Annotated in this window: 17 protein-coding genes; 5 read left to right on the plus strand and 12 right to left on the minus strand. The window is 64.9% G+C overall.

Annotated features, from left to right (window positions below; genetic code table 11):
* Nucleotides 1-400 precede the first annotated feature (400 nt).
* The 5 genes from tyrS to argH form a co-directional block, all read right to left on the minus strand.
* Nucleotides 401-1726 carry a tyrosine--tRNA ligase gene (tyrS, locus tag AB4Y71_RS05410; RefSeq protein WP_441718516.1) on the minus strand — a complete coding sequence of 442 codons (1326 nt, stop codon included), beginning with the start codon at nucleotides 1724-1726 and terminating at the stop codon, nucleotides 401-403.
* 201 nt (nucleotides 1727-1927) lie between these two features.
* Nucleotides 1928-4207: a HelD family protein gene (locus tag AB4Y71_RS05415; RefSeq protein WP_441718519.1), complete on the minus strand. Its 2280-nt coding sequence runs from the start codon at nucleotides 4205-4207 to the stop codon at nucleotides 1928-1930.
* Between the two features lie 240 nt (nucleotides 4208-4447).
* The gene (locus AB4Y71_RS05420; protein ID WP_013348509.1) at nucleotides 4448-4996 is read right to left on the minus strand and encodes an adenine phosphoribosyltransferase; all 549 of its coding nucleotides are present in this window, start codon (nucleotides 4994-4996) and stop codon (nucleotides 4448-4450) included.
* Between the two features lie 96 nt (nucleotides 4997-5092).
* Complete coding sequence (locus AB4Y71_RS05425) at nucleotides 5093-5833, minus strand: maleylpyruvate isomerase family mycothiol-dependent enzyme (RefSeq protein ID WP_441718520.1); 741 nt, start codon at nucleotides 5831-5833, stop codon at nucleotides 5093-5095.
* Nucleotides 5834-5949: 116 nt separating this feature from the next.
* Nucleotides 5950-7365, minus strand: a complete 1416-nt coding sequence (gene argH / locus AB4Y71_RS05430) for an argininosuccinate lyase (RefSeq protein WP_134781004.1) — start codon at nucleotides 7363-7365, stop codon at nucleotides 5950-5952.
* Between the two features lie 254 nt (nucleotides 7366-7619).
* On the opposite strand from argH, the gene AB4Y71_RS05435 reads away from it, so the two are divergent.
* The gene (locus tag AB4Y71_RS05435) at nucleotides 7620-8186 is read left to right on the plus strand and encodes a macro domain-containing protein (RefSeq protein WP_441718523.1); all 567 of its coding nucleotides are present in this window, start codon (nucleotides 7620-7622) and stop codon (nucleotides 8184-8186) included.
* 226 nt (nucleotides 8187-8412) lie between these two features.
* On the opposite strand, the gene AB4Y71_RS05440 is transcribed toward AB4Y71_RS05435, so the two are convergent.
* The 7 genes from AB4Y71_RS05440 to argC all read right to left on the minus strand — a co-directional run bounded on the left by AB4Y71_RS05440 (nucleotide 8413) and on the right by argC (nucleotide 16304).
* Nucleotides 8413-10209, minus strand: coding sequence for an HNH endonuclease signature motif containing protein (locus AB4Y71_RS05440; protein WP_441718525.1), 1797 nt, complete (start codon nucleotides 10207-10209; stop codon nucleotides 8413-8415).
* Between the two features lie 96 nt (nucleotides 10210-10305).
* The gene (locus tag AB4Y71_RS05445) at nucleotides 10306-10809 is read right to left on the minus strand and encodes an arginine repressor (protein WP_013348504.1); all 504 of its coding nucleotides are present in this window, start codon (nucleotides 10807-10809) and stop codon (nucleotides 10306-10308) included.
* 1 nt (nucleotide 10810) lies between these two features.
* A complete protein-coding gene (gene argF, locus AB4Y71_RS05450; RefSeq protein WP_441687571.1) occupies nucleotides 10811-11770 on the minus strand; it encodes an ornithine carbamoyltransferase in 960 nt (319 codons plus the stop codon).
* A 51-nt stretch (nucleotides 11771-11821) separates the two neighbouring features.
* Nucleotides 11822-13087, minus strand: coding sequence for an acetylornithine transaminase (locus AB4Y71_RS05455; RefSeq protein ID WP_441718528.1), 1266 nt, complete (start codon nucleotides 13085-13087; stop codon nucleotides 11822-11824).
* Nucleotides 13087-14040 (minus strand): acetylglutamate kinase, encoded by a 954-nt coding sequence (gene argB / locus AB4Y71_RS05460; RefSeq protein WP_013348501.1) that lies wholly within the window; start codon nucleotides 14038-14040, stop codon nucleotides 13087-13089. Before argB ends, AB4Y71_RS05455 begins: the two co-directional genes overlap by 1 nt.
* A 21-nt stretch (nucleotides 14041-14061) precedes the next feature.
* A complete protein-coding gene (argJ, locus tag AB4Y71_RS05465; RefSeq protein WP_013348500.1) occupies nucleotides 14062-15276 on the minus strand; it encodes a bifunctional glutamate N-acetyltransferase/amino-acid acetyltransferase ArgJ in 1215 nt (404 codons plus the stop codon).
* Nucleotides 15273-16304: an N-acetyl-gamma-glutamyl-phosphate reductase gene (gene argC / locus AB4Y71_RS05470; RefSeq protein WP_013348499.1), complete on the minus strand. Its 1032-nt coding sequence runs from the start codon at nucleotides 16302-16304 to the stop codon at nucleotides 15273-15275. The genes argJ and argC overlap by 4 nt, the downstream gene beginning before the upstream one ends.
* Nucleotides 16305-16487: 183 nt before the next feature.
* Between argC and AB4Y71_RS05475 the strand changes: the two genes are divergently transcribed.
* The 4 genes from AB4Y71_RS05475 (at nucleotide 16488) to AB4Y71_RS05490 (ending at nucleotide 23794) form a co-directional block, all read left to right on the plus strand.
* Nucleotides 16488-17456 (plus strand): quinone oxidoreductase family protein, encoded by a 969-nt coding sequence (locus AB4Y71_RS05475; protein ID WP_013348498.1) that lies wholly within the window; start codon nucleotides 16488-16490, stop codon nucleotides 17454-17456.
* Nucleotides 17457-17458: 2 nt separating this feature from the next.
* Nucleotides 17459-18379 carry an amidohydrolase family protein gene (locus AB4Y71_RS05480; RefSeq protein WP_441718530.1) on the plus strand — a complete coding sequence of 307 codons (921 nt, stop codon included), beginning with the start codon at nucleotides 17459-17461 and terminating at the stop codon, nucleotides 18377-18379.
* 164 nt (nucleotides 18380-18543) lie between these two features.
* On the plus strand, nucleotides 18544-22479 hold the full coding sequence (locus AB4Y71_RS05485; RefSeq protein WP_441718532.1) for a Pls/PosA family non-ribosomal peptide synthetase: 3936 nt from the start codon (nucleotides 18544-18546) through the stop codon (nucleotides 22477-22479).
* A gap of 13 nt (nucleotides 22480-22492) precedes the next feature.
* Nucleotides 22493-23794 (plus strand): M1 family metallopeptidase, encoded by a 1302-nt coding sequence (locus tag AB4Y71_RS05490; RefSeq protein ID WP_441718535.1) that lies wholly within the window; start codon nucleotides 22493-22495, stop codon nucleotides 23792-23794.
* Nucleotides 23795-23896 lie beyond the last annotated feature (102 nt).

The raw sequence follows: 23896 nt of genomic DNA on the forward strand, positions 1-23896 counted from the left end.
ACCAAATAAAATAAATATTCGGTATCAACAAACTTGGCACACTATTGAGTTCTCAAACAACAAACACTCTCGACACCACAACCACCAGACCTTCGATGGCTGCTTCGCTCCGGAGCAACTTTACAAGCTTACCACCAAGTTGACCGTTGCCAACTCGACGTTTCCGTCTTGTTCACCCCGCCGACTCCTTCGCGCCTTTTCAGGCCGTCCGGATCAGCGGTGCGAGATAAAACTGTACACGGATTCCAGAGGCACGCAAAATCGGCCAACCAACCTACTTTCTTCCACTAATCATTGGTTGACTAGGCAGTTTTGGATTTAGGTACAACAAAACCGCCAGAAAAGTGTCTTGCTTCACAAGTTTTTCTGGCGGTTTCGTGTATTGGGCAGTGCCCGTGGCTTACTTGGCTAGTTCAACTACTGCCATGTTCTTCTTGCCTCTGCGCAAGATCGCATAACGACCGTGCAGGAAATCTGCCTCGGCCAGTTCGGTGTCGATGCCGGCCACCTTTTCGTTATTCACGTAGGCGCCACCTTCATTCACGGTGCGACGAGCTTCGGACAACGACTTGCTCAAGCCCGAGGCAACCAAGACATTGAGAATGCCCAGGTTATCTGCCTCGACCTTCGCCGTTGGCAGCTCCGCGATTACAGATTCCAGGGTCGGAAGATCGATCGCAGCCAGATCGCCGTTGCCGAAGACTGCAGCCGAAGCGGCAATGACCTGCTCTGTCGCCTGCTGACCATGGACCAGAGAAGTCACTTCCCAAGCCAGGGTGCGCTGGGCGATGCGCTTGAACGGACGCTCGGCAACTTCGGTTTCCAGTTCCGCGATCTGCTTGCGGGTCAGGAAGGTGAAGACCTTCAGGCGGTCGATCACGTCGGCATCCGAAGCGTTCAACCAGAACTGGTAGAAGGTGTACGGGCTGCACATTTCAGCATCCAGCCAAATGGCGTTGCCCTCGGACTTGCCGAACTTGGTGCCATCGGAGTTGGTGATCAGCGGGGTGCCGTAGGCGTGTACCGAGTTGCCCTGGACCTTGCGGATCAGGTCGGTGCCGCTGGTCAGGTTGCCCCACTGGTCCGAACCACCGGTCTGCAGGGTGCAGCCGTACTGGCGGTTCAGCTCCAGGAAGTCGTATCCCTGCAACACCTGGTAGGAGAACTCGGTGTAGCTGATGCCCTCGTCGGAGTTCAGGCGCGCGGCGACGATCTCCTTCTTGACCATGGTGCCCACACGGAAGTACTTCCCCACGTCGCGCAGGAAGTCCAGTGCCGAAAGCTGCTGCGTCCAGTCCAGGTTGTTCACCAGCTGCACCGCGTTCTCGCCCTCATTGGACAAGAAGCGCGAGACCTGTGCTTGGAGCTTGGAGACCCATTCGGTCACCGTCTCCTTGGTATTCAAGGTGCGCTCAGCGGTTTGGCGTGGATCGCCGATCAAACCGGTGGAACCTCCCACCAATGCCAGCGGCTTGTGGCCGGCCAGCTGCAGGCGGCGCATGTTCAGCAACTGCACGAGGTTGCCCAGGTGCAGCGACGGCGCGGTGGGGTCGAACCCGCAATAGTAGGTCACAGTCTCTTCGGACAGGGCACGTTCCAGCTCGGCTTCGTCGGTGGACACGTGCACCAGGCCGCGCCACTTCAATTCTTGCCAGACGTTCTCGAAAGATGCGTCGTTGCCCTGTCCCGCAATCACGGGATTCTGCTTCGTATCAGAGATGCTCACTGTGACCATTTTCTGTCTTCGATCTGCCCCGAGTGCATGGTGCGATGGCACTTGCACCTTAGTTCGCGCCGCTAGTTGGGGTTGCCTACCGGCGCATAGCTTCAAGGTTATCGCTTGGCAGCGGGCAAGTGCTACTCGCCCGGCTTCGCCCTTGGTCACATTGGCAACGCCCCGTAATGGGCGCGGGCCAAAGCGATGAGGCTACTGCTCCAAGCCTTCGGGAAGCTGGCGGGTGTGGACCACGTGCAGGCGCTGGGTAGTACGGGTCATCGCCACGTACAGATCGCCGACACCGCCATCGACCTCGTCCACCAGCTCTGCCGGCTCCAGGATCAGCACGCCGTCGAACTCCAGGCCCTTGGATTCGCGGGCGGTGATCACCACGATGTCCTGGCTCAGTCCGCCCGAACCGGTACCCACCCGATCCCCATGCACTGCGGTGACCGCGGCACGCACCCGGTGCAGGTCCTGCTGCGGAACGATGACCGCCTGCAGCCCCCCGACCGAGTACTCCAGCTCCTGGGCCAAGGCGTCGAGCAAGGTCGCCTCAACCTGCGCTTCGGTGGTCTTGGTCAGGACCGGTGGCCAGTCGCCTTCGCGCACCGCTTGCGGGGTGGTGATGCGCAGGCCAGCGGCCTGGGCAACGCGCACTGCCGCGTCGGCGATCTGTGCCGGGGTGCGGTAGTTGACCGTCAGCTCTTCAAGCTCGAAGCGGTCGCCGAAGAACGGTTCCAAGGCCTGGGACCAGCTGCTGGCCCCCGAAGCGGCCGAGGTCTGCGCGATATCGCCCACGATGGTGAAGGACTTCATCGGGCAGCGGCGCACCAGCAGGCGCCACTGCATCGGCGAGAGCTCCTGGGCTTCATCGACGACGATGTGCCCGTAGGCCCAGGTACGATCCGAAACCGCACGTTCGGCCGCCGTCAAACGCGCCGCGGTCTCCTGGTTCACTCCGGCGACCTGTTCTGCGGTCACTACCCCGTCGATGCCGGCGTTTTCCAGCATGGTGTGCATATTGAGCAGCGCGGCCTTCGCGTTTTCCACGTCGGCTTCGTACTGGGCGGTGTGCGCCCCGGCCAGCGGGTCCGCAAATTCGCCCAGCAGCTGCGCGGCCTCATCAAGCAGCGGCACATCGGCCTCGGTGAACGGCGAGTTGGCCCGGCGGTACAGGGCGTCGCGGTCCTTTTCCTTCAGATGCGGGGCCGCGGCGGCCAAAAGGTGCGGGGTGGCGAAGAGCTCGGCAACCAGCTGCCGCGGGGTCATCGGCATCCAGCACAGGTTCAGCGCCACGCGCACGTCGTGGGACTCGCGTACTTCCTGCGGCAGGTAGGAGCGGTCGGTGGTCGAGGACTGCCCGGCCGATTCCTCCAGCTTGCGGCGCAGCTGTTCAGCCAGGTCCCCCACCAGCACCTTCACGAAGGTCTCGCGGGCCTCGTTGTAGGGCTTGTGGGTGTGGCGGGCCCGTTCGCGCGCATTCTTGACCATTTTCGGGGTCAGCGACAAGCGGGTTCCCTCCACCACCACAGTGCGGGTTTCCGGAATCAGCCGCTGGCGGTTGCGCACGGTATTGGCGATCACCTTGGCCATGGACAGCTGGCCCTTGAGGCGTGCCACGGTGCGGTTGGTTTCCGGCACGGCATGCAGCCCGTGGTACAGCTCGCCCACCGAGGACATGACCACGCCGGTTTCACCCAGCGAAGGCAGCACGCGCTCGATGTAGCGCATGAAGGAGTTCGACGGGCCCACGATCAGCACGCCGGCGTTCTTCAGCCGTTCGCGGTATTCGTAAAGCAGGAAGGCCGCGCGGTGCAGCGCAACGGCGGTCTTGCCGGTGCCCGGACCACCCTGGACGACCACGGCGCCGGGCAGACCGGCACGGATGATCGCGTCCTGCTCGGCCTGGATGGTGCCCACGATGTCGCCCATGCGGCCGGTGCGCTTCTCACGCAGGGCCGCCATCAGCGCGCCTTCGCCGTGGTGGGTGTGGCCCTCATCGAGCCAGGTTTCATCGAGCACGTCGTCTTCGATGCCGGCCACGGTGCGTCCGGAGAGCATCAGGTGGCGGCGGCGGCGCACCCCGCGCGGATTCAGCGCGGTGGCCTGGTAGAACGGAGCAGCCTCGGAAGCGCGCCAGTCGATCATCATCCGGTTCAGCTCGTCATCCGAGAGCCCGATGCGCCCGATGTAGCGCGGGGAGCTGCCGGTTCCAGGATCTTCGGCCTGCTCCTGGCCGTTGCCGGCCATGTCCAGGCGGCCGAAGACCAGGCGGTCCTCGACGGCATCGAGCTGGGCGATCCGGTCCTCATAGAGGGTAGCGAACGAGTCGCGCTCGGACATGTTCTGGAAGGTGCCGATGGCACCCTGTGCCCGGGTACGTTCGAGCTGCTGCACCTTTTCGGCGCGCAGCTCATCAAGCCGTGCGTACAGCCGGCCCACATAATCGGATTCAGCTAACAGATCGGCATGGATCGTATCGGTCAACCTAGATTCCCCTCGCGCTCGAAATGTGCCGCTGCGCAAAGCACCGGACCCTACGAAAAAACGGTTCCCACGTAAAAACACAGGACAGATAATGATACGCGCCTTTAACCCGGCGCAGGTAATCGCGCGCCGGGCTCCCAGCGTTGCCCGGCATGCACCCACCAGCGGTTCGCCAGCTGTTCGCCAGCGGCGTGGAATCATGGCGGATTATTACCGCCACCGATGCGCCAGAAGGCTGGTTTAGGAGTGGACGACCTGCAGCGACACGACGTTCTGCCCTGGCAGCTTGTCCCGGCCGTTCAGGCCATCAAGTTCCAGCACCACGCCGACGCCGGCGATTTTGGCGCCGGTCTGCTCCAGCAGGCGCACCGAGGAGCTGACTGTACCGCCGGTGGCCAGCACATCGTCCAGGATCAGCACGCGGGTGCCCGGGGCGATCTCGTCCTTATGCACTTCAAGGCAGCCGGTGCCGTATTCCAGGGTGTACTCGTCGCGGTAGACCTCGCGCGGCAGCTTGCCGGCCTTGCGGATGGTCAGCATGCCCTTGCCCGAGGCGTAAGCCGCGGCGGCAGCCAGCACGAAGCCGCGCGCTTCGAGGCCAGCGACAATGTCGAACTGCCCTTCGAAGGGAGCGATCAGTGCGTCGACCATGCGGCGCAGGCCACTCGCGTCGGCAAAGACCGGAGTGAGGTCCTTGAAGGAGATGCCCGGCTGCGGGTAGTCGGGAACGATCTCGCACAGTCGGTCCAGCAGGTCGCTAATGCTCTCAGAAGTAGTCACGGCTACCAATTTTAGTCCCTTTGGCCGCGGGAAGTTGCATGATCGTGCATAATCATGAGCACATTTTCGCCGCTTCCCATGCAGCTGCGCTGATAAATTTCCAGCCTAGCGGTTCATCAAGCGGTCACTTGGCCACGGCAGCAGCTTCGGATCCGCTGCTCCGTCGGCGGCCGCGGTGACCTGGACCGGGCCGGATGCCGGACGTCCGGCCATCCAGGCGGCCAGATCGAAGTCGGTCCCGGAGAGCACCCAGGACTTCGCACCTTCGCCCAAGACAATCGGGGTCTTGCCATGCGGCTGAAGCACCAGACGAGTACCCTGCGGCACACGGGCGGACAGCGCACGGAACAGGTGTTCGCTGAAGGCCGGTGGCCAGCTGGCGGCCGGGCGCACGAATTCATCCAAGTCGGTGGCGTGGATCAGCATCTCGCGCCAGGTCGCGTACATCATGTCCGCAGCGGTGGCCGTGGGGCGGTAGCCCACCGGGGCCTCCCATTTGGCTTCCACCCCGGGCAGGGCGGCGCGAAGCTGCGCGAGTGCGTCGGAGGCCAGGGCCCGCAAGGATTCTGGACGCATCAGCGCGGTCATGTTGATCGCCTCGATCCGGCCCTCCGCTCCCCCGTCGTACATGGCAGGAGGCTGCTCAGCGCCGGCATTCTCGAATTGGCGCACCGCGGCCTTGGCGAAAGAAGCCAGATGCGCGATCAGCTGGGCAGTACTCCAGCCCGGCAGCGAACTTGGCTTGGGGTACTGCGTGTCCGGAACGTCGCGAAGCTGTACGGACAGTTCGTCCAATGCGGTGGTGACCTGTGCGATAAGTTCACCCGGCGCCAAAAGTTGTGTCATGAAGCACACTTTATCGCGAACCGGGGATAAAAGCGCAAGGGTCGATTGAACGCCGCTAAAGCGCACAGGGCCACCGGCAAGAGTTCTTGCCGTTGGCCCTGTGAAACTAACTGGTGCTACTTGGCCCAGTCCTTGATCTGCGCCAGCTGGCGCTCGAACTCGACCAGCTGTGCCGCCACGGCACTCGGAGCGGTACCACCCTGGCCGTTGCGGGCGTTCAGCGAGCCCTCGGTGGAGAGCACTTCGCGAACCTGAGGGGTCAGGTGCTCGGAGATGCCGGCGTATTCTTCGTCGGTCAGATCCCACAGCTCCACGCCGCGCGATTCAGCCAGCTGCACGGCAGCGCCGGACAGCTCGTGGGCGTCACGGAAGGGCACTCCCTGGCGGACCAGCCATTCGGCGATGTCGGTGGCCAAGGCGAAGCCCTGTGGCGCCAGTTCGGCCATGCGCTCGGTGTTGAAGGTCAAGGTACCCATCATGCCGGCCATTGCTGGGAGCAGCATTTCCAGGGTGTCCGCGGCATCGAAGACCGGTTCCTTGTCTTCCTGCAGGTCGCGGTTGTAGGCCAGCGGCAGTGCCTTGAGGGTGGCCAGCAGGCCGGTCAAGTCGCCGATCAGGCGTCCTGCCTTGCCACGGGCCAGCTCGGCGATGTCCGGGTTCTTCTTCTGCGGCATGATCGAGGAGCCGGTGGAGAAGGAATCGTGCAGCTTCACAAAGCTGAACTCCTTGGTGGCCCAGAGGATGACTTCTTCCGAGACGCGCGAGAGGTCCACGCCGATCATCGCGGCGATCCAGGAGAACTCGGCGAAGACGTCGCGGGCGGCGGTGCCGTCGATGGAGTTGTGCACGGCCGAGTCGAAGCCCAGTTCAGCGGCGACGAAGTTCGGGTCCAGGCCCAGCGTCTGGCCGGCCAGTGCGCCGGAACCGTATGGGGACACCGCGGCGCGCTTGTCCCAGTCGACCAGGCGCTGCACGTCGCGCAGCAGCGGCCAGGAGTAGGCCAGCAGCAGGTGCGAGAGCAGGATCGGCTGGGCGTGCTGCAGGTGGGTGCGGCCCGGCATCGGTGCGTATGGGTGAGCCTTGACCTGTTCGACCATGGCCTCAAGGGTGTCGATGATGCCACGGGCGATGATCCGGGCGTGATCGCGCAGGAACATACGGCCCAGGGTGGCGATCTGGTCGTTGCGCGAACGGCCGGCGCGCAGCTTGCCACCCAGTGCGGTGCCGGCGCGTTCCAGCAGGCCGCGTTCCAGCGAGCCGTGGACGTCTTCGTCGGTTTCAGCTGCGACGTAGGCTTCGGAAATGACGTCGGCTTCGAGCTGGTCCAGCGCGGTGATCATGTCAGCCAGTTCGGCATCGGTGAGCAGACCGGCACGGTTCAGGACCTTGGCGTGGGCGCGGGAACCGGCAATGTCGTAGCTGGCCAGGCGCCAGTCGAAGTGGGTGGACTTGCTCAGCGCTGCCATTGCATCCGCTGGGCCGCCGGAGAAGCGACCGCCCCAGAGCGATCCTTCATTTGTTGACGAGGCCATGGCCCGTTCCTTTCTGCCGGAGAAAAACTTAAGCTGATCCCTACTCTAGCAAAGCTTTATGCAATGAACCTCATAATTATGCAAACTTGCGCCGATTCATGCATCACAGGCCTTGGCTGGGCCGCCGGCACCCACCGGCAAGCCAGCTGACCGAACACGCAGCAAACCTTAGGTTTTCCCTCTTCCGGTCCGGTGCGCCCCGGCGTATGGTGTGAACTACAGAGCCGATACGGAACGTTCTTCGGAGGTCCCAAATGGAAATCCAGTTGTACCGGGGTGACATCACCACCCTGCATGTTGATGCCATTGTCAATGCCGCCAATCCTTCGCTACTCGGCGGCGGTGGCGTCGATGGGGCCATCCACACCGCCGCTGGCCCTTCTCTGCTGGCTGCCTGTCGAGAAATCCGGGCCAACCGCTACCCCGATGGAATCCCTTCCGGCATAGCCGTGGCTACCAAGGCCGGAAACCTGCACGCCAAGTGGGTCATCCATACGGCTGCACCGAATCTGGCACTGGCCACCGCGAACCCGGTCAAGCCGAACCCGAAGATCCTGGACGACTGCTTCGTGAACTCGTTGTACGTAGCCGCACGCCATGAGGCGCACTCGGTCGCGTTCCCGGCCATCGGTGCCGGAGCATTCGGCTGGGATCCCGGGCAGGTTGCCGATATCGCCCACGTAGCGATCAGCCGGTGGGTCGAGACGAACAAGCATATTTCGCCGATCCACAAGATCATTCTGGTCGCGCATACCGATGAGGTGCAGGCCGCCTTCGAGCGGGCCTTCTCCTTGGCTGCCGTGGAGGACATCGCCGCCTGATCACGCAGCCTGCCTCCAACCACCGCACAACTGCCGCGCTCTCCTAGTGGAGGGCGCGGCAGTGATGCTTGGGTCCTGTTGGTTGGGCAGGCTGGTTTGATTCCCGCTCGAGGGATGGCGCCGGCTAGGCGCGGGCGAAGTAGGTATTGCGCCGAGGCAACTGCTGCGGATCCAAGTGCTTGGGCAAGATGACATAGGGCAGTCCCTTGATCTTGACCAACTTGAGCTAGCCGGCATGGACCATGGTGTGGTGCAGCGAGCACAACGGACAACAGTCCTGGAGCCTGGTTCGGCCTCCCTTGGCCCACGGTTCGAAGTGGTGGAATTCGATCAGGGCCGGATCCATGGTGCAGCCCGGGACCAGGCAGCCGCCGTCGCGGTCGCGGGCGGCCAATTTCATCCAGCGCGGGAAGAGCCTGGAGTCGCGGCCGATATCCATGATGACCCCGTCGGCGTTGTAGATCGGGCTGAGCACTTTGGCTTCGCAGAGCATGGTGCGCAGCTGCGGCGCGGAGAGCTTGATCCCGTGGGCAGTAATTCCGGTGAGCGATCCCAGATCCTGGAGGTCTTCGTATCGCGCGTGCACCACGATTTCCGGGGTGATGCGTTTGCCGCTGCTCCCGGGGCCGATATTCCGCAAGATGGCGTTCAGCGCGTTGAGCCGCCGTTCGGGCACCGTGCAGGTATCCGGCGTGCCCAGGACGGGCGGGGCCAGCAGCTTCGAATCCGGCGGATCCGCGTTCCGCGAATCTTGGGACTGGGCACCGGCCCACGGCGGTGGCGGTTGGTCGCTGCTCCACAGCTCGTCGGTGAGCATTTGCTGCTCCCCTTCGGCTTGTTCGCCGGACTGCTCTTCATCGGGTGATTCCTCGTGCGATGAGTCTTCCTCGGATGCGTGGTTGCTGGCTGCTTCGTCGCCGGCGCAATTGTCATCGCCGTCGAAATTTTCGGGGTGCGGCTGATCTTCCGCAGACTCCTGCTCCTGGCTGCCGGTGCCGGTACCGGTGTCCAAGCCTGCGGCCTTGCGTGCGGCTGCTCCGGCCTGGGTGCGCTTGTTATCGGCCTGGGCAATCAGCGATTCCCAGAGTTCTGCATCAAGTTCGCGGACCCGGATGATGTATTCATGCACGCCGTTGACTACTTTGCCGCGGAACAGCCCCAGCTTGGGAGTCTTGGTCTGCTGATGCGCGTCCTTGTAGTCCTTGATCAATCCATTGATGCGTTTCTGGCGGATGCTGATCTTCTCGTCGCGCAGGTGCGCCGCGGCCTGGTCTTCGAGCAAGCTGCCGTCGGCGGCTTTGGCGGTGGCGTAGCTAGGCAGCCCGTCGAAGGTGGCGTCTTCGGGCTCGAATTTATCCAGCGCGCGGGCAGTTTTGAGCACTTCGCGTGGATCGGGCAGCTGGTGCAGATCCGGCAGGGCCCAGCCGCCAGGTGCGGTGGAGGCTGCGGCGGTTGCCGGGGCATCGTGCGGGGATTGGAGCGGTGAGCCGGCGAAGCATTGGGCCAGCTTGGTGAACCGGGGAGCGCAGGCCGCGCCGGAGATGTCCTTGCGGGCGTAGAGCAGATGGGCGTCCTTGACCCGGCGGTCGGCCTCGAAATAGTTCAAATCCAGCAACGCGGCCAGCACGGTGGGTGCGTCGCGGTAGACGGTGCGGCCCGGGGCAAAACACGGAGGGGCGCTGAAATCAGTGGTGCCTGCGTGCAGGTTCTCGAATTCTTGAAGATCCAGAGCGTGGGCCGCAGTGGTTTCCACGAGGCTGGCGGCGGCGATATTCGCGGCGGTGGCCCGCTGGCCGAAGGCTTGGGCGAAGATTGCATGAGCCAGGGCCAGACGGGGATCGGTGCTCTGTGCGGCCTGGGCGCCCAAGGTTGCGAACAAGTCCAGGCAGGTTCCTTCAGCGCGCAGCAGCTGTTGCGCGCTCAGTGCGGTGCCTGAGCAAAGCTGCTGTGCCACGGTGGCCAGCGCTGTGCCAAGGTCCACCAGGCTAGCTGGCTGGATGCGGGCGCTGCGTGCTTGTTCCATGCATCGAGAATGGTGCTGATCGTGCGTGGAGACGGCGAAACCGCCACGGACTGTGGATAAGTGCGTAGCGGTTTCGATTGCTGCAGGCCGGGGCGGCTAGCGCGGTTCGGCCAGCTGCAGGAAGCGGGCGGCAACATCCGCGCCGCCGTCCACCGCACGGGTGGTCACCATGATGGTGTCATCCCCGGCGATGCAGCCCAGGATCGAGGGCATCTGCGAGTGGTCGATGGCCAGGGCCAGCAGGTTGGCGGCCCCTGGCGGGGTGCGCAGCACCACGATGTTCCCGGAGGCTTCGGCGGTGACCAGCTGCTCGGCGCAGATCTTGGCCAGGCGCGCGTCGAGCACTTCCTGGGTGATGGCGGTCTTCGGGGAACGGTCCCCGCCTTCCTGGCGCACCGCGTAGATCAGCTGCCCGGAATTGTCGCGGATGCGCACCGCCCCGATTTCCACCAGGTCGCGCGAGAGCGTGGCCTGGGTGACTTCCAGCCCGTCGTCCTTGAGCAGCCCGAGCAGTTCGGCCTGGGATTTGACCGAGTTGTTGCCTAGGAAGGCTCGGATGCGGGCCTGGCGGGCGGTTTTCGTGCTGGGTTGGGAGGACATGCTAGAGCTCCACTCGTGGGTCTTCGGCAAGGCCGGAGGCGACCATCAGCCAGGTCATCACGGCCTTCTGCGCGTGCACGCGGTTTTCGGCTTCGTCGAACACTACTGATTGCGGGCCGTCGATCACCTCGGCGTCGATTTCGTAGCCGCGGTAGGCAGGCAGGCAGTGCAGCACGATCGCGTCGTCCTTGGCTAGCTTCATCGCTTCGGCGGTCACCGAGTAGTCGGTGAACAGCTTCAGGCGTGCTTCCTTCTCGTCTTCCTGGCCCATCGACACCCAGGTGTCGGTGACCACGACGTCGGCATCAGCCAGTGCGGCGGCGGCATCGGTGGTGATCATGATCGACGCGCCGGTGGTTTCGGCGCGGATTTCTGCGGCGGCGATGATTGCGGCGTCCGGCAGGTAGCCTTCGGGGCCGGCGATGCGCACGTGCATGCCGGCGGTGACTCCAGCCAGCAGGTAGGAGTTGGCCATGTTATTCGCCGCGTCGCCCAGGTAGGCCATGGTCAGGCCCTGCGTTTTGCCCTTGTGCTCGCGCACGGTGAGTAGGTCGGCGATCAGCTGGCAGGGGTGGTAGTCGTCGCTCAGCGCATTGATCACCGGCACCGCCGAATTCGCGGCCATTTCTTCCAGGCCCGACTGCGCAAAGGTGCGCCACACGATGGTGGAGACCATGCGCGCAAGGACCTTGGCCGAGTCGGAGATGGACTCCTTGTGGCCCAGCTGCGAGTCCAGCGAGTTGATGATCAGCGGGGAGCCGCCCAGCTCGGAGATGCCGGCGTGGAAGGAGACACGGGTGCGCGTGGAGGTCTTGTCGAAGAAGACCGCGACGGACTGCGGGCCGGCGTAGGGCTTGAAGCCGTACTTGTCGGCCTTCATCTTGGCAGCCAGGTCCAGGACCTTGGACTGCTCGTCGGGGGTGAAATCAAGGTCGGTCAAGAAGTGGCGGGTTGCGCTCATGTTGTTAATCCTTAGGGGTCGCAGGGGTGACGCGAAAGTTCTCGGGGGCCTCTAGCTGGCGGCGCTGATCAGCTGCGGGAGGGCGGTGACCAGGGTGGCCAGCTGCTCGGTGGTGATCACCAGCGGCGGGGCCAGGCGGATGGTCTTCTCATCGGTGGCGTTCACTATGAATCCGGCATCCAGTGCGGCGGTGACCAGCTTCGGGGCGTTGGCGCTTTTCAGTTCGAAGGCGGTGAGCAGCCCGGCACCGCGTACCGCGCCGATGCCCTGGATGCCGGCCAGCTGCTCGCGCAGCCAGTCACCGGTGGCGCGCACATGGGCCAGCAGGTTTTCCTTCTCGATGGTGTGGATGACCGCCAGGCCGGCGGCGCAGGCCACCGGGTTCCCGCCGAAGGTGGTGCCATGATCGCCCGGGGTCAGCCAGGCAGTGTTTTCCTGGCCGAAGACGATCATCGCGCCGATCGGGAAGCCGCCGCCCAGGCCCTTGGCCAGGGTCATGACATCCGGGATCACCGGTGCCGAGGCGAAGAATTGGCCGGTGCGGCCCATGCCGGTCTGCACCTCGTCCAAGACCAGCAGGGCGCCGGAGTCGCGGGTGATCTCGCGGGCGGCCTGCAGGTATTCGGTGCTCAGTTCCAGCACGCCGGCTTCGCCTTGGATTGGCTCGATGAAGACTGCGGACACGGTCTCGTCTACCGCAGCACGCAGCGCCTCGATGTCCCCGGCCGGGATCCAGCTGACATTCTCAGGCAGCGGGGCGAAGGGTGCGCGGTACTTTTCCTTGTAGGTCAGCGACAGTGCGCCCAGGGTGCGGCCGTGGAAGGAGTGTTCCAGGGCGATCACCTTGGTGCGCGGGGCAGCTTCGGTGCCGGCGTTGCGGCGGGTGAGCTTCAGTGCTGCCTCATTGGCTTCGGTGCCGGAGTTGGCGAAGAAGACCTTGGAGCCAGCCGGTGCGGCGGAGATTTCCAGCAGCTTTTCGGCCAGTGCGATCTGGCTGGGGCTGGTGAAGAAGTTCGACACGTGCCCCAGGGTGGCCAGCTGGCTGGTGATCACAGAAGTGAGCAGCGGGTGCCCGTGGCCCAGGGTGTTCACCGCGATGCCGCCGAGCAGATCCAGGTACTGGTTGCCATCCGCGTCCCAGACGTGGCAGCCGGCCCCGCGCACCAGCACGCGCTGCGGGGTGCCGAAGACACCCAGCAGCGACTTGGAGTAGCGTTCCGACAGCGCCTTAGAGGAGAGCCCGGTCAGTTCGGTGACTTCCGGGGCCGGGTTGGCGGCCAGCTGTGCGGCGGTGGTTTCAGCGGCGTTCTGGCTCACTATGCATCCTTCTTTGCGGTGTTCGCAGCGCAGTTCGGTTTTCCGGCGGGCAGCACCTGGGTGCCCACGCCGGCGGTGGTGAAGATTTCCAGCAGCATCGAGTGCGGGGCGCGGCCATCGACGATGTGGGCCTGGCCCACGCCTTCGTCCACGGCCTTGAGGCACGCACCCATTTTCGGGATCATGCCCGATTCCAGCGATGGCAGCATCTGCCGCAGCTCGTCGTTGGTGATCGAGCTGATCAGCGAGGACTTGTCCGGCCAGGCCGCGTACAGGCCCTCCACGTCGGTGAGGATCACCAGCTTGGTGGCGCCCAGCGCGCTGGCCAGGGCCGCGGCGGCGGTGTCCGCGTTGACGTTGAGCACCGCACCGGTCGGTTCGCCGTGCTCGTCGAATTCCGGGGCGACGGTGGAGATGACCGGGATCATCCCGGCATCCACCAGCGAATCCACCTGGTCGGTGCGCACGGTGGTGACTTCGCCAACCAGTCCCAGGTCCACCGGCAGCCCGTCGACGATGGTACCGGTGCGCACTGCCTGCAAGGTGGCGCCGTCCTCGCCGGACATGCCCACCGAGTAGGGGCCGTGCGAGTTGATCAGGCCCACCAGATCGCGCTGCACCTGGCCGGTGAGCACCATCCGCACCACGTCCATGGCCTCGGGGGTGGTCACGCGCAGCCCGCCGCGGAATTCTGATTCGATCCCCAAGGTGTCGAGCATCTTGTTGATCTGCGGGCCGCCGCCGTGCACTACGACCGGGTTGACCCCGGCGTGGCGCAGGAACACGATGTCTTCGGCGAAGGCGCGGCGCAGCTGGTCATTGACCATTGCGTTGCCACCGTACTTGATGACCATCGTGGTCCCGGCGAAGCGCTGGATCCAGGGCAGCGCCTCGATGAGCGCTTCGGCCTTGGACTGGGCGATATCCAGGTTGGTGCGAATGGTTTGGGCCATGGGAGTGTTCCTTGTTTCTGCCTAGGAAGAGTAGGCGGAGTTCTCGTGGACGTAGTCGTGGGTCAAATCGTTGGTCAGCACGGTGGCTTGCTCGGTGCCCGCATTCAGGTCGATCTCGATGGATACGTTGCGCTCATCGAGGTTGACCAGGTTGCGGTCTTCGCCGACCCCGCCGTTCTTGCAGACCATGACGCCGTTGATCGACACGTTCAGCTCATCGGGTTCGAAAGCGGCTTTGGTGGTGCCGACCTCGGAGAGCACTCGGCCCCAGTTCGGGTCCTTGCCGAAGACCGCGGTCTTGACCAGGTTGGAGCGCGAGACGGCCTTGGAGACTTCCAGGGCGTCGGCTTCGGTGGCGGCGTTGTAGGTGCGGATCGCGATGGTGTGATCGGCGCCCTCGGCGTCCTCGATCAGCTTCGCGGCCAGCTCGCAGCAGGCATCGGTCAGCGCGGCGGTGAATTCTTCCATCACCGGGGCGGCTCCCGAGGCGCCGGAGGCCAGCAGCAGCACGGTGTCGTTGGTGGACATGCAGCCATCGGAGTCCGCGCGGTCGAAGCTCATCGCGGTGGCCGCGCGCAGTGCGTCATCGGCCTGTTGACTGGTGAGCACCGCGTCGGTGGTGAGCACTACCAGCATGGTGGCCAGTGCCGGGGCGAGCATTCCCGCGCCCTTGGCCATGCCGCCGATGATGACCTGGCCGGAGCCGGACTCGCCGACGATGCGCGAGACCAGCTTGGGCACGGTGTCGGTGGTCATGATGCCGGCGGCAGCCTGGTCCGAAGCGTTCTGGTCATCGGCCAGCGTATCGGCAGCGGCCTTCACGCCGGGAAGCAGCTTGTCCATGGGCAGCTGTTCGCCGATCAGGCCGGTGGAAGCCACGGCCACGTCACCTGCGGACACTTCGAGCAGCTGCGCCACGTATTCGGCGGTCTTGTGGGTGTTGGCGAAGCCTTCGGCGCCGGTGCAGGCGTTGGCTCCCCCGGAGTTGAGCACTACGGCGTCGATGCGGCCATCGGCGAGCACCTGCTTGGACCAGTGCACCGGAGCGGCGGCCACGCGGTTGGAGGTGAAGACACCGGCGGCGGTGAATTCCGGTCCGTGGTTCTTGACCACGACCACGTCGTTCTTGCCGGTGGACTTCAGGCCCGCTGGCACGCCGGCGGCGCTGAAGCCTGCCGGGGCGGTGACGCCGGTGGCGGCGGCCGATGGGTGGGTGTTGGTGTGGGCAAGACTCACGGTGCAACTCCTTGCATGAGCAATCCGGTGTTTTCTTCCAGGCCCAAGGCGATGTTCATCGACTGGACGGCGGCACCTGCGGTGCCCTTGGTGAGGTTATCCAGTGCGGCGGTGACGATCACGCGGTTGGCGTGGGTGTCGAAGGCCAGCTGCAGCTGGACATGGTTGGAGGCCTGCACCGCTCCGGTGGTGGGCCACTGGCCTTCGGGCAGCAAGTGCACGAACAGCTCGCCGGCGTAGGCCTCGGTCCAGGCCTCGCGCAGCATCGCTTCGGTGACTCCTGCCTTGACCTTGGCGGTGGCGGTGGTCAGGATGCCGCGCGGCATCGGGGCCAGAGTCGGGGTGAAGGAGACGGTGACCGGTTCGCCGGCCAGCTTGGAGAAGCCCTGCTCCATTTCCGGGATGTGGCGGTGGGAGCCGCCCACGCCGTAGGTGCTCATCGAGCCCATGACTTCACTGCCCAGCAGGTTGGGCTTCAGCGACTTGCCCGCGCCCGAGGTGCCCGAGGCCGAGACGATCACTACGTCGTCGGACTCCAGCAGTCCTGCTCCAAAACCCGGGGCCAGGGCCAGCTGCGCGCCGGTCGGGTAGCAGCCGGGAACCGCAACGCGCTTGGTGCCGACCAGCTTTTCGCGCTGCCCGGGAAGTTCAGGCAGGCCATAGGGCCAGAAGCCGGCATGCTCGGAGCCATAGAATTTCTTCCACGCAACGGCTGATTCCAGGCGGTGGTCCGCACCGGCGTCGATGACCAGGGTGGATTCGGGAAGGGCTGCGGCCACGGCGGCCGAGGCTCCGTGCGGCAGGGCCAGGAACACGACGTCGTGCCCGGCGAGGTTTTCCACGGTGGTGTCCACCAGTACGCGATCGGCGAGCGCATGCAGGTGCGGTGCGATCGAGCCGAGTCGCTGCCCGGCCTGTGAATGGGCGGTGATCGCGCCAATCTCTACTTCGGGGTGGGCCGCGAGGATGCGCAGCACCTCGCCACCGGCGTATCCGCTGGCGCCGGAAACAGCTACTGAAATCGTCATGACCAGATTCTACCGCGAAATATTCACGCGCGCTAATAAATATTCATAAAATTATTTGTCACGTAACCCGACATCCAGCCCAGGTGGCCCCGTGCAACAACGCAAAGTCCTACACTTGCCGTAGAGACCAACCCGGGAACCGTTCCCCCGGATCCCCCGCACGCACGCCAGGAGTACCGCGCCATGCAGCAGCAAGCCATTGTGGTTAATGAACCAGCAGATGCCAACGGATTGGAACTGGGCCAGGTGCCCGTTCCCGCCCCGGGACCCGGCCAATTGCTGGTGAAGGTCGCCGCCACCGGAGTGAACTTCATCGAGACCTACCAGCGCAGCGGCGTCTACAAGGTGGATTACCCCTTCACCCCGGGCAGCGAATTCTCCGGCGTAGTGGAGCAGATCGGCGACGGGGTGCAGAACTACAAGATCGGCGACCGGGTGGCCACTGCCTCGGGCACCGCCGGCTACGCACAGTATGCGCTGGTTGAGGCCAAGCGTGCGGGCAAGGTCCCGAATGCGGTGGACCTGCGCATTGCCGCTGCCCTGCCGCTGCAGGGCATGACCGCGCACTACCTGGTGCATTCGAGCTACATGGTGCACTCCGGAGATGTCGTGCTGACCTACGCCGGCGCCGGCGGCGTGGGGCTGATCCTCACCCAGCTGCTCAAGCTCAAGGGCGCCACGGTAATCACCACCGCCTCCACCCAGCAGAAAAAGGACCTGGCCAAGGCTGCCGGCGCCGACTACGTGGTGGACTACGACCAGGTCGCCGCCACCGTCGAGCAGGTCACCGGCGGGGCCGGCGTGCATGCGGTGTACGACGGCATCGGCAAGGACACCTTCGAAACCTCGCTGGCCGCCCTGCGCCGCCGCGGCACCCTGGTGCTCTTTGGCGGAGCCAGCGGCCAGGTCCCGGATTTCAACCTGCAGCGGCTGAACGCCGGCGGGTCGCTGAGCGTGACCCGTCCGAAGCTCGATGACTTCCTGGCGACCGAAGAAGAGATGCACTGGCGCTTCGGCGATATCTTCGGCTGGGTGGCCGCCGGGGACATCGATGTGCGCATCGGCGCGCAGTTCGAGCTGGCCGAGGCCGCCAAGGCGCACGCCGCACTGGAATCGCGGGCCACCACCGGCAAGGTCATCCTGGTTCCTTGATCATGGCTGACCTGTTGAGCGGGCATGCCGGCACCGGCCCCCAGAATGATGCGGCCCTGCCGGCCTATCTGCAGGCGCTGGGCATTCCCGGGCTGATCGACCTGCATGTGCACTTCATGCCGCAGAACGTGCTGGACAAGGTCTGGGCGTTCTTCGATTCCGCGGGCGAACGCAGCGGTGCGCCCTGGCCGATCAACTACCGGCTGGGCGAAGCGCAGCGCGTGGCGACGCTGCGCGAGCTGGGCGTGATCGCCTACGGCACGCTGAACTATGCACACCGCCCTTCAATGGCGGCCTGGCTCAATGCCTATTCGCGGGATTTTGCCGCCGGACATCCCGAGGCGATTCGTTCGGGCACCTTCTACCCGGAACCCGGGGTCACACAATTGGTGCGCGAAGCGATCGCCGACGGGGTGGAAATTTTCAAGGTGCATGTGCAGGTGGGCGGGTTTACCCCGCTGGATCCGCAGCTGGATCAGGCGTGGGAGCTGCTCGCCGAAGCCCGCACGCCGGTGGTGATCCATTGCGGCAACGGGCCGCATCGCGGTGAATTCACCGGGATCGAACCGATCCGGGAGTTGATTGCCCGGCACCCTTCGCTGGTGCTGGTGATCGCCCATGCCGGATTGCCCGACTACCTCGATTTCGCGCAGCTGGCCGCCGAGCACCCGAATGTGTATCTGGATACCACCATGGTGGGCACCGAATTCATGAACCGCATCGCCCCGCTGCCAGCGGACTATCCGCAGGTCGTGGCCGGGCTGGGGCACAAGATCGTGCTCGGCTCCGACTTCCCCAATATTCCCTACTCCTACAGCCACCAGATCCAGGCCTTGGCGGCATGGGGCCTGGGCGGGCAGTGGATGCGCGAGGTCCTGCACGACACCCCGCTCAAATTGCTGCAGGCGGTGCGCAACCGGTGAGATACATGACACTTCAACCATAATTTTGACCGCAACGGCAGGCGGCACGCTTTAATGGTTGCAGGAGCCTTGAGCTCCTACCCCTCCAGGATCCACTTCACGTCAAGGATGCACTCCCCCAGCATCCCGGCACGCTCTTTAGTGAAGGGACGGATCCGAACAGCATGGATACCGAACAGGCTCCTACCCCGGATGCACCGATCCACCAGCCGCAGTTCCCCTCCGGAGACCGGGCACCAAATGCACGCACCCTGATGGACATCGTGCAGGCCACCGCGCTGGCACACCCCGACGCACCGGCCATCGACGACGGCGAACGCATCGAAAGCTACGCCGAGCTGATCGAAGAGGTCAAGGCCAAAGCCCTCCGCCTGCATGAACAGGGACTGGGCGCCGGCGACCGGATCGGCCTGCGCGTCGAATCAGGCACCCGGCACCTGTACGAATGGATCCTGGCGATCATGTGGGTGGGCGCCGCCTACGTACCGGTGGATGCCGATGACCCCGATGAACGCGCCAAGACCGTATTCACCGAAGCCCAAGTCGCCGGCATCATCAAGGGCCGGGACACCATCGTTGCCGATGCGCAGCGCCCCAAGCCCTTCGCCAACCCGCGCATGCCTTCGCTGCAAGACGACGCGTGGATCATCTTCACCTCCGGATCCACCGGCAAGCCCAAGGGCGTGGCGGTCACCCATCGTTCGGCAGCCGCCTTCGTGGACGCCGAAGCAAAGATGTTCCTTCCCGGAAACCCCCTGAACACCTCCGACCGCGTGCTGGCCGGACTCTCGGTAGCCTTCGACGCCTCCTGCGAGGAAATGTGGATCGCCTGGCGCAATGGCTCCTGCCTGGTCCCGGCCCCGCGCGCCTTGGTGCGCAGCGGCATGGACCTGGGACCCTGGCTGATCTCGCGCTCCATCACCGCGGTCTCCACTGTGCCCACCCTGGCCGCGCTGTGGCCGGCCCAGGCCCTGGATTCGGTACGCCTGCTGATCTTCGGCGGCGAAGCCTGCCCGCCAGAACTGGCCCGGCGCCTGGCCACCGAAGGCCGTGAAGTCTGGAACACCTACGGTCCTACCGAGGCAACCGTGGTCGCCTGCGGCGCCACCATGGACGGCAGCGTGCCGGTGCGCATCGGATTGCCGCTGGATGGCTGGGATTTGGCCGTGGTGGACCCCGACGGGATCCCGGTGGCCGAGGGGGAATCCGGGGAGCTGATCATCGGCGGCGTGGGCCTGGCCCGCTACCTGGATCCGGAAAAGGACGCCGAGAAGTACGCGCCGATGCCCACCCTGGGCTGGGAACGCGCCTACCGCTCGGGCGATATGGTCATCAACGATCACTTGGGCCTGATCTTCGTGGGCCGCGTGGATGACCAGGTGAAAATCGGCGGACGGCGCATCGAACTGGGTGAAATCGATGCGGCGCTGAACTCGCTGCCCGAGGTGTCCGCTGCCGCGGTGGCGGTGCGCGAAACCGCCACCGGAAACAAGATCCTGGTCGGCTACCTGCAGGTCGACCCCGGCTACGACCTGGCTGCCGCGCGCACCGCGCTGCTGGCGGACCTGCCGGCCCCGATGGTGCCGATCCTGGCGGTGATGGACAGCTTGCCGATGAAGACCAGCGGCAAGGTGGACCGCAACGCGCTGCCGTGGCCGCTGCCCGGCGCCGCGCAGGATGCCGACGCCTCCGATCTGCCCCAGCTCGATGGCACCGGCCAGTTCATCGCCGATTGCTGGAAGGGCGCGCTCGGCGCCACGGCCGCCGGATGGGATGCGGACTTCTTCGCTTCCGGCGGCGGATCGCTGGCCGCCGCGCAGCTGGTCTCCGCACTGCGTGCCCGCTACCCGGATCTGACCGTCGCCGAACTCTACGACTACCCGCGCTTCGGCGCCCTGGTCGAATACCTGGGCGGACAGCAGCAGTCCGCCGCCCCGGCGCAGCCGCGCACCGTGGTGCGCACCCAGCGCGGAACCCAATGGGTCCAGAGCCTGCTGGCCGTTGCGCTGTTCATCCTCTCCGGGTTGCGCTGGTTCACCTATCTGATGTTCGGGCACCTGTTCATGGTGGCATTGGGCGTCTTCGACGCACCGCTGCCAGCCCCTTGGTACGTGCTGGGCGGATTGTGGCTGCTGTTCGTCACCCCGCTGGGACGCATGTCGCTATCCATCGCGGCCAACAAGCTGCTGCTGCGCGGGCTGCAACCGGGCACCTACCCGCGTTCCGGATCGCTGCACCTGCGGTTGTGGCTGGCCCAGCACATCGCCGACGTGGTGGATCCCATCTCGCTGGCCTCCGCTCCCCTGCTGCCTTGGTATGCGCGGATGCTCGGAGCGAGAATCGATGCCACCGCCACCTTGCACACCCTGCCACCGGTCACCGGTCTGCTCACCGTCGGCCCCGGTGCCACCATTGAACCCGAGGTCGACATTTCGGGCTACTGGATCGACGGCGACAAGCTGCATGTGGGCGCCATCGAAGTCGGGGCGCACGCCTCGGTCGGCGCACGCAGCACCCTGGCCCCCGGTGCGGTCATCGGCGAGCGCACCATCGTAGAGGCCGGTTCGGCTCTCTACGGCCAGGCGCGCAGCCATTCGCGCTATGCAGGCTCCCCCGCCCAGCGCGAAGGCCGGGCGAAGCCGAAATGGCCGGAGCACGAACCCGAGCACAAGCTGCTGCCCCGGTTCCTGGGCGCCGTGGGTTCCATCGCGTTGAACCTCGCGCAGTGGATCCCGGTGATCGCGGCTTTGCTGGCCATCGCCCCGGTGCTTGGCACCGTGCAATCGCTGACCGGCATCGGCTGGCGTTTCATCCCCGCCGTGCTGCTGGGTGCCACCGTATGGTTCCTTTCCACCATGGTGCTGACCATCGCGGTAGTCCGGTTGCTATCCATTGGACTGGTCGAAGGCTGGCATCCGGTGACTTCCCGGGTGGGCTGGCAGGCGTGGGCTACCGAACGCGTGCTGGATACCGCCCGCGATCTGCTCTTCCCGCTCTATGCTTCGCTGTTCACCCCGATCTGGCTGCGCCTGCTGGGCGCCAAGGTGGGCCGAGATGTGGAGATCTCCACGGTGCTGCTGATCCCGAAGATGACCACTATTTCCTCCGGCGCATTCCTTGCTGACGACACCATGGTCGCCTCCTATGAGCTGGGCGGCGGCTGGATGCACATCGCCCCGGTCCGCGTGGGCAAGAAGGCGTTCTTGGGCAACTCCGGGATCCTGCATGCCGGACGCCGGGTACCCAAGCGCTCGCTGATCGCGGTGCTCTCGGCGACCCCCAAGAAGATGAAGGCCGGCACCTCGTGGATCGGCTCGCCTCCGCACATGCTGCGCCGCACCACGGTGGAAGGCGAATCGGATCTGACCTATCGCCCTACCCTCAAGCTCAAGATGCTGCGCGCCGGGTGGGAGCTGACCCGCGCGTTGGCCGTGTTCACCACGGTGGGAATTGCCGGCGGCGTGCTCTGGACGCTGTCCGCGCTGACCACCTACTTCAGCCCATTGGCTGCGATCCTGCTCTCCGGCGCGGTGCTGGTGGCTGCCGGTGCGATCGCCGCGCTGGTGGCGGTGGCCGCCAAGTGGCTGGTGATCGGAGTGATCCGCCCGGGCGAGCACGCGCTGTGGAGCTCGTTCATCTGGCGCACCGAAATGGTGGATTCCTTCACCGAGCTGGTGTGCGCGCAGTGGTTCGCCCGCTTGGCCTCGGGCACCCCGGCTCTGGTCTGGTTCCTGCGTGCCCAGGGCGCGCGGATCGGCCATGGCGTTTGGTGCGAAAGCTACTGGTTCCCGGAAGCGGATCTGGTGACTTTGGAAGACCATGCCACGGTGAACCGCGGCTGCGTTTTGCAGACCCACCTGTTCCACGACCGCATCATGTCCATCGATGCGGTCACCCTCGGTGCTGGCGCAACCCTGGGCCCGCACAGCGTGATCCTTCCCGCTGCGCGGATCTCGGAAGGCACCACCACCGGACCTGCCAGCCTGGTGCTGCGCGGCGAGGTGCTGCCGGCCAATACCTACTGGCGGGGCAATCCGGCGGTACGCTGGAACATCGAAGAAGAGCCCGAATCCGAACTGCCAGTTGACCAACAAGCCTGAGGAATCCCCACCGATGCCCCACACCATACTCGACGAGTACACCAAGCACCATGGGTCCCCGAAGTACACGGTGGAGCACTATGACCTGGCGCTGGTGATCAAGCTAGCCAGCAATCTGCTCGATGGCCGGGCCACGCTGCGTATCCGCGCGCTGGAGGATCTCCACGAAGTGGCGCTGAACCTCAGCGGCTTGAAGATCATCAAGGCCACCTGCCAAGGACGCAAGGTGCAGGTGTCCAAGAAGCACCACCGCATGGTCATCTCCCTGCCCACTCCGGTGCCAGCCGGGGAGCATGTGGAGCTGAACCTGCGCTATGCAGGCAGCCCGCAAGCTGAAGACGGGCTGTGGGGCGAGCTTGGCTGGGAGGAGCTCACCGACGGCATCTTGGTGTCGGGCCAACCGGTGGGCGCTTCCACCTGGTACCCGTGCAATGACCACCCGAGCCACAAGTCCACCTACCGTTTCGAAATCTCCACGGATGCCGGCTATCGGGTGGTGGCTAATGGCCAGCTGGTGGATCATCGACGTTCAGCCAGCCGCGAGACCTGGGTCTACGAGCAGCGCGAACCGATGGCCAGCTACCTGGCGACCTTGCAGATCGGCCGCTACCAGGAGATCCCCTTCGACCAGGGCGGGCATTTGCTGGCCTATGCCGTGCCGGGCAGCGATCTGCCGGTGCGTGGCGCGTTCGCGAAACAGGCCGCCATGGCGCAGCTGTTCGAGCGGAAGTTCGGGCCCTACCCGTTTGAGAGCTACAAGATTGTTGTGGTCGATGACGAGCTGGAGATCCCGCTCGAAGCCCAGGGGCTGAGCATCTTCGGCAAAAACCACCTGTCCCTCCATTGGGAGGCGCAGCGCTTGATCGCGCACGAGCTCGCGCATCAGTGGTTCGGCAATTCGCTGACTCCTGGACGCTGGAAAGATATCTGGCTCAACGAGGGCTTCGCCTGCTTCAGCGAATGGGTCTACTCCCAGGAAGCTGGCTTGATGCCGCTGGCCGAACGCGCCCGCACCGCGTGGCAAATGCTCAAGGACCTGCCGCAAGACATTGTGGTTGGCGACCCGGGACCCGCGGACATGTTCGATGACCGGGTGTACAAGCGCGGTGCACTGGCGCTATATGCGCTGATGGTGCAGCTCGGTGAAGCGCAGTTCTATGCGATGCTTCGCGAATGGACGGCAACGCATAAGCATTCAACGGTCAGCACGCAGATGTTCGCCGAATTGCTCTGCCGCTACGCCCCGGAAAGCCAAATCCAGCCGATCTTGGACGCTTGGCTGTTTGCTGAAGACCTTCCGCCGTTCCCCGGCTAATCTTTGCACGGCCTGTTCCGTGGCCGGCGCAGCTCGGGTGCTTTGTTGCTCTTGGTCACAAATAGCCGTGAGTCCGCGCCATGTTCAGCTGTTGTTCATGTG

It is taken from the genome of Glutamicibacter sp. MCAF14, from assembly GCF_052114325.1.
Classification (GTDB): Bacteria; Actinomycetota; Actinomycetes; order Actinomycetales; family Micrococcaceae; genus Glutamicibacter; species Glutamicibacter arilaitensis.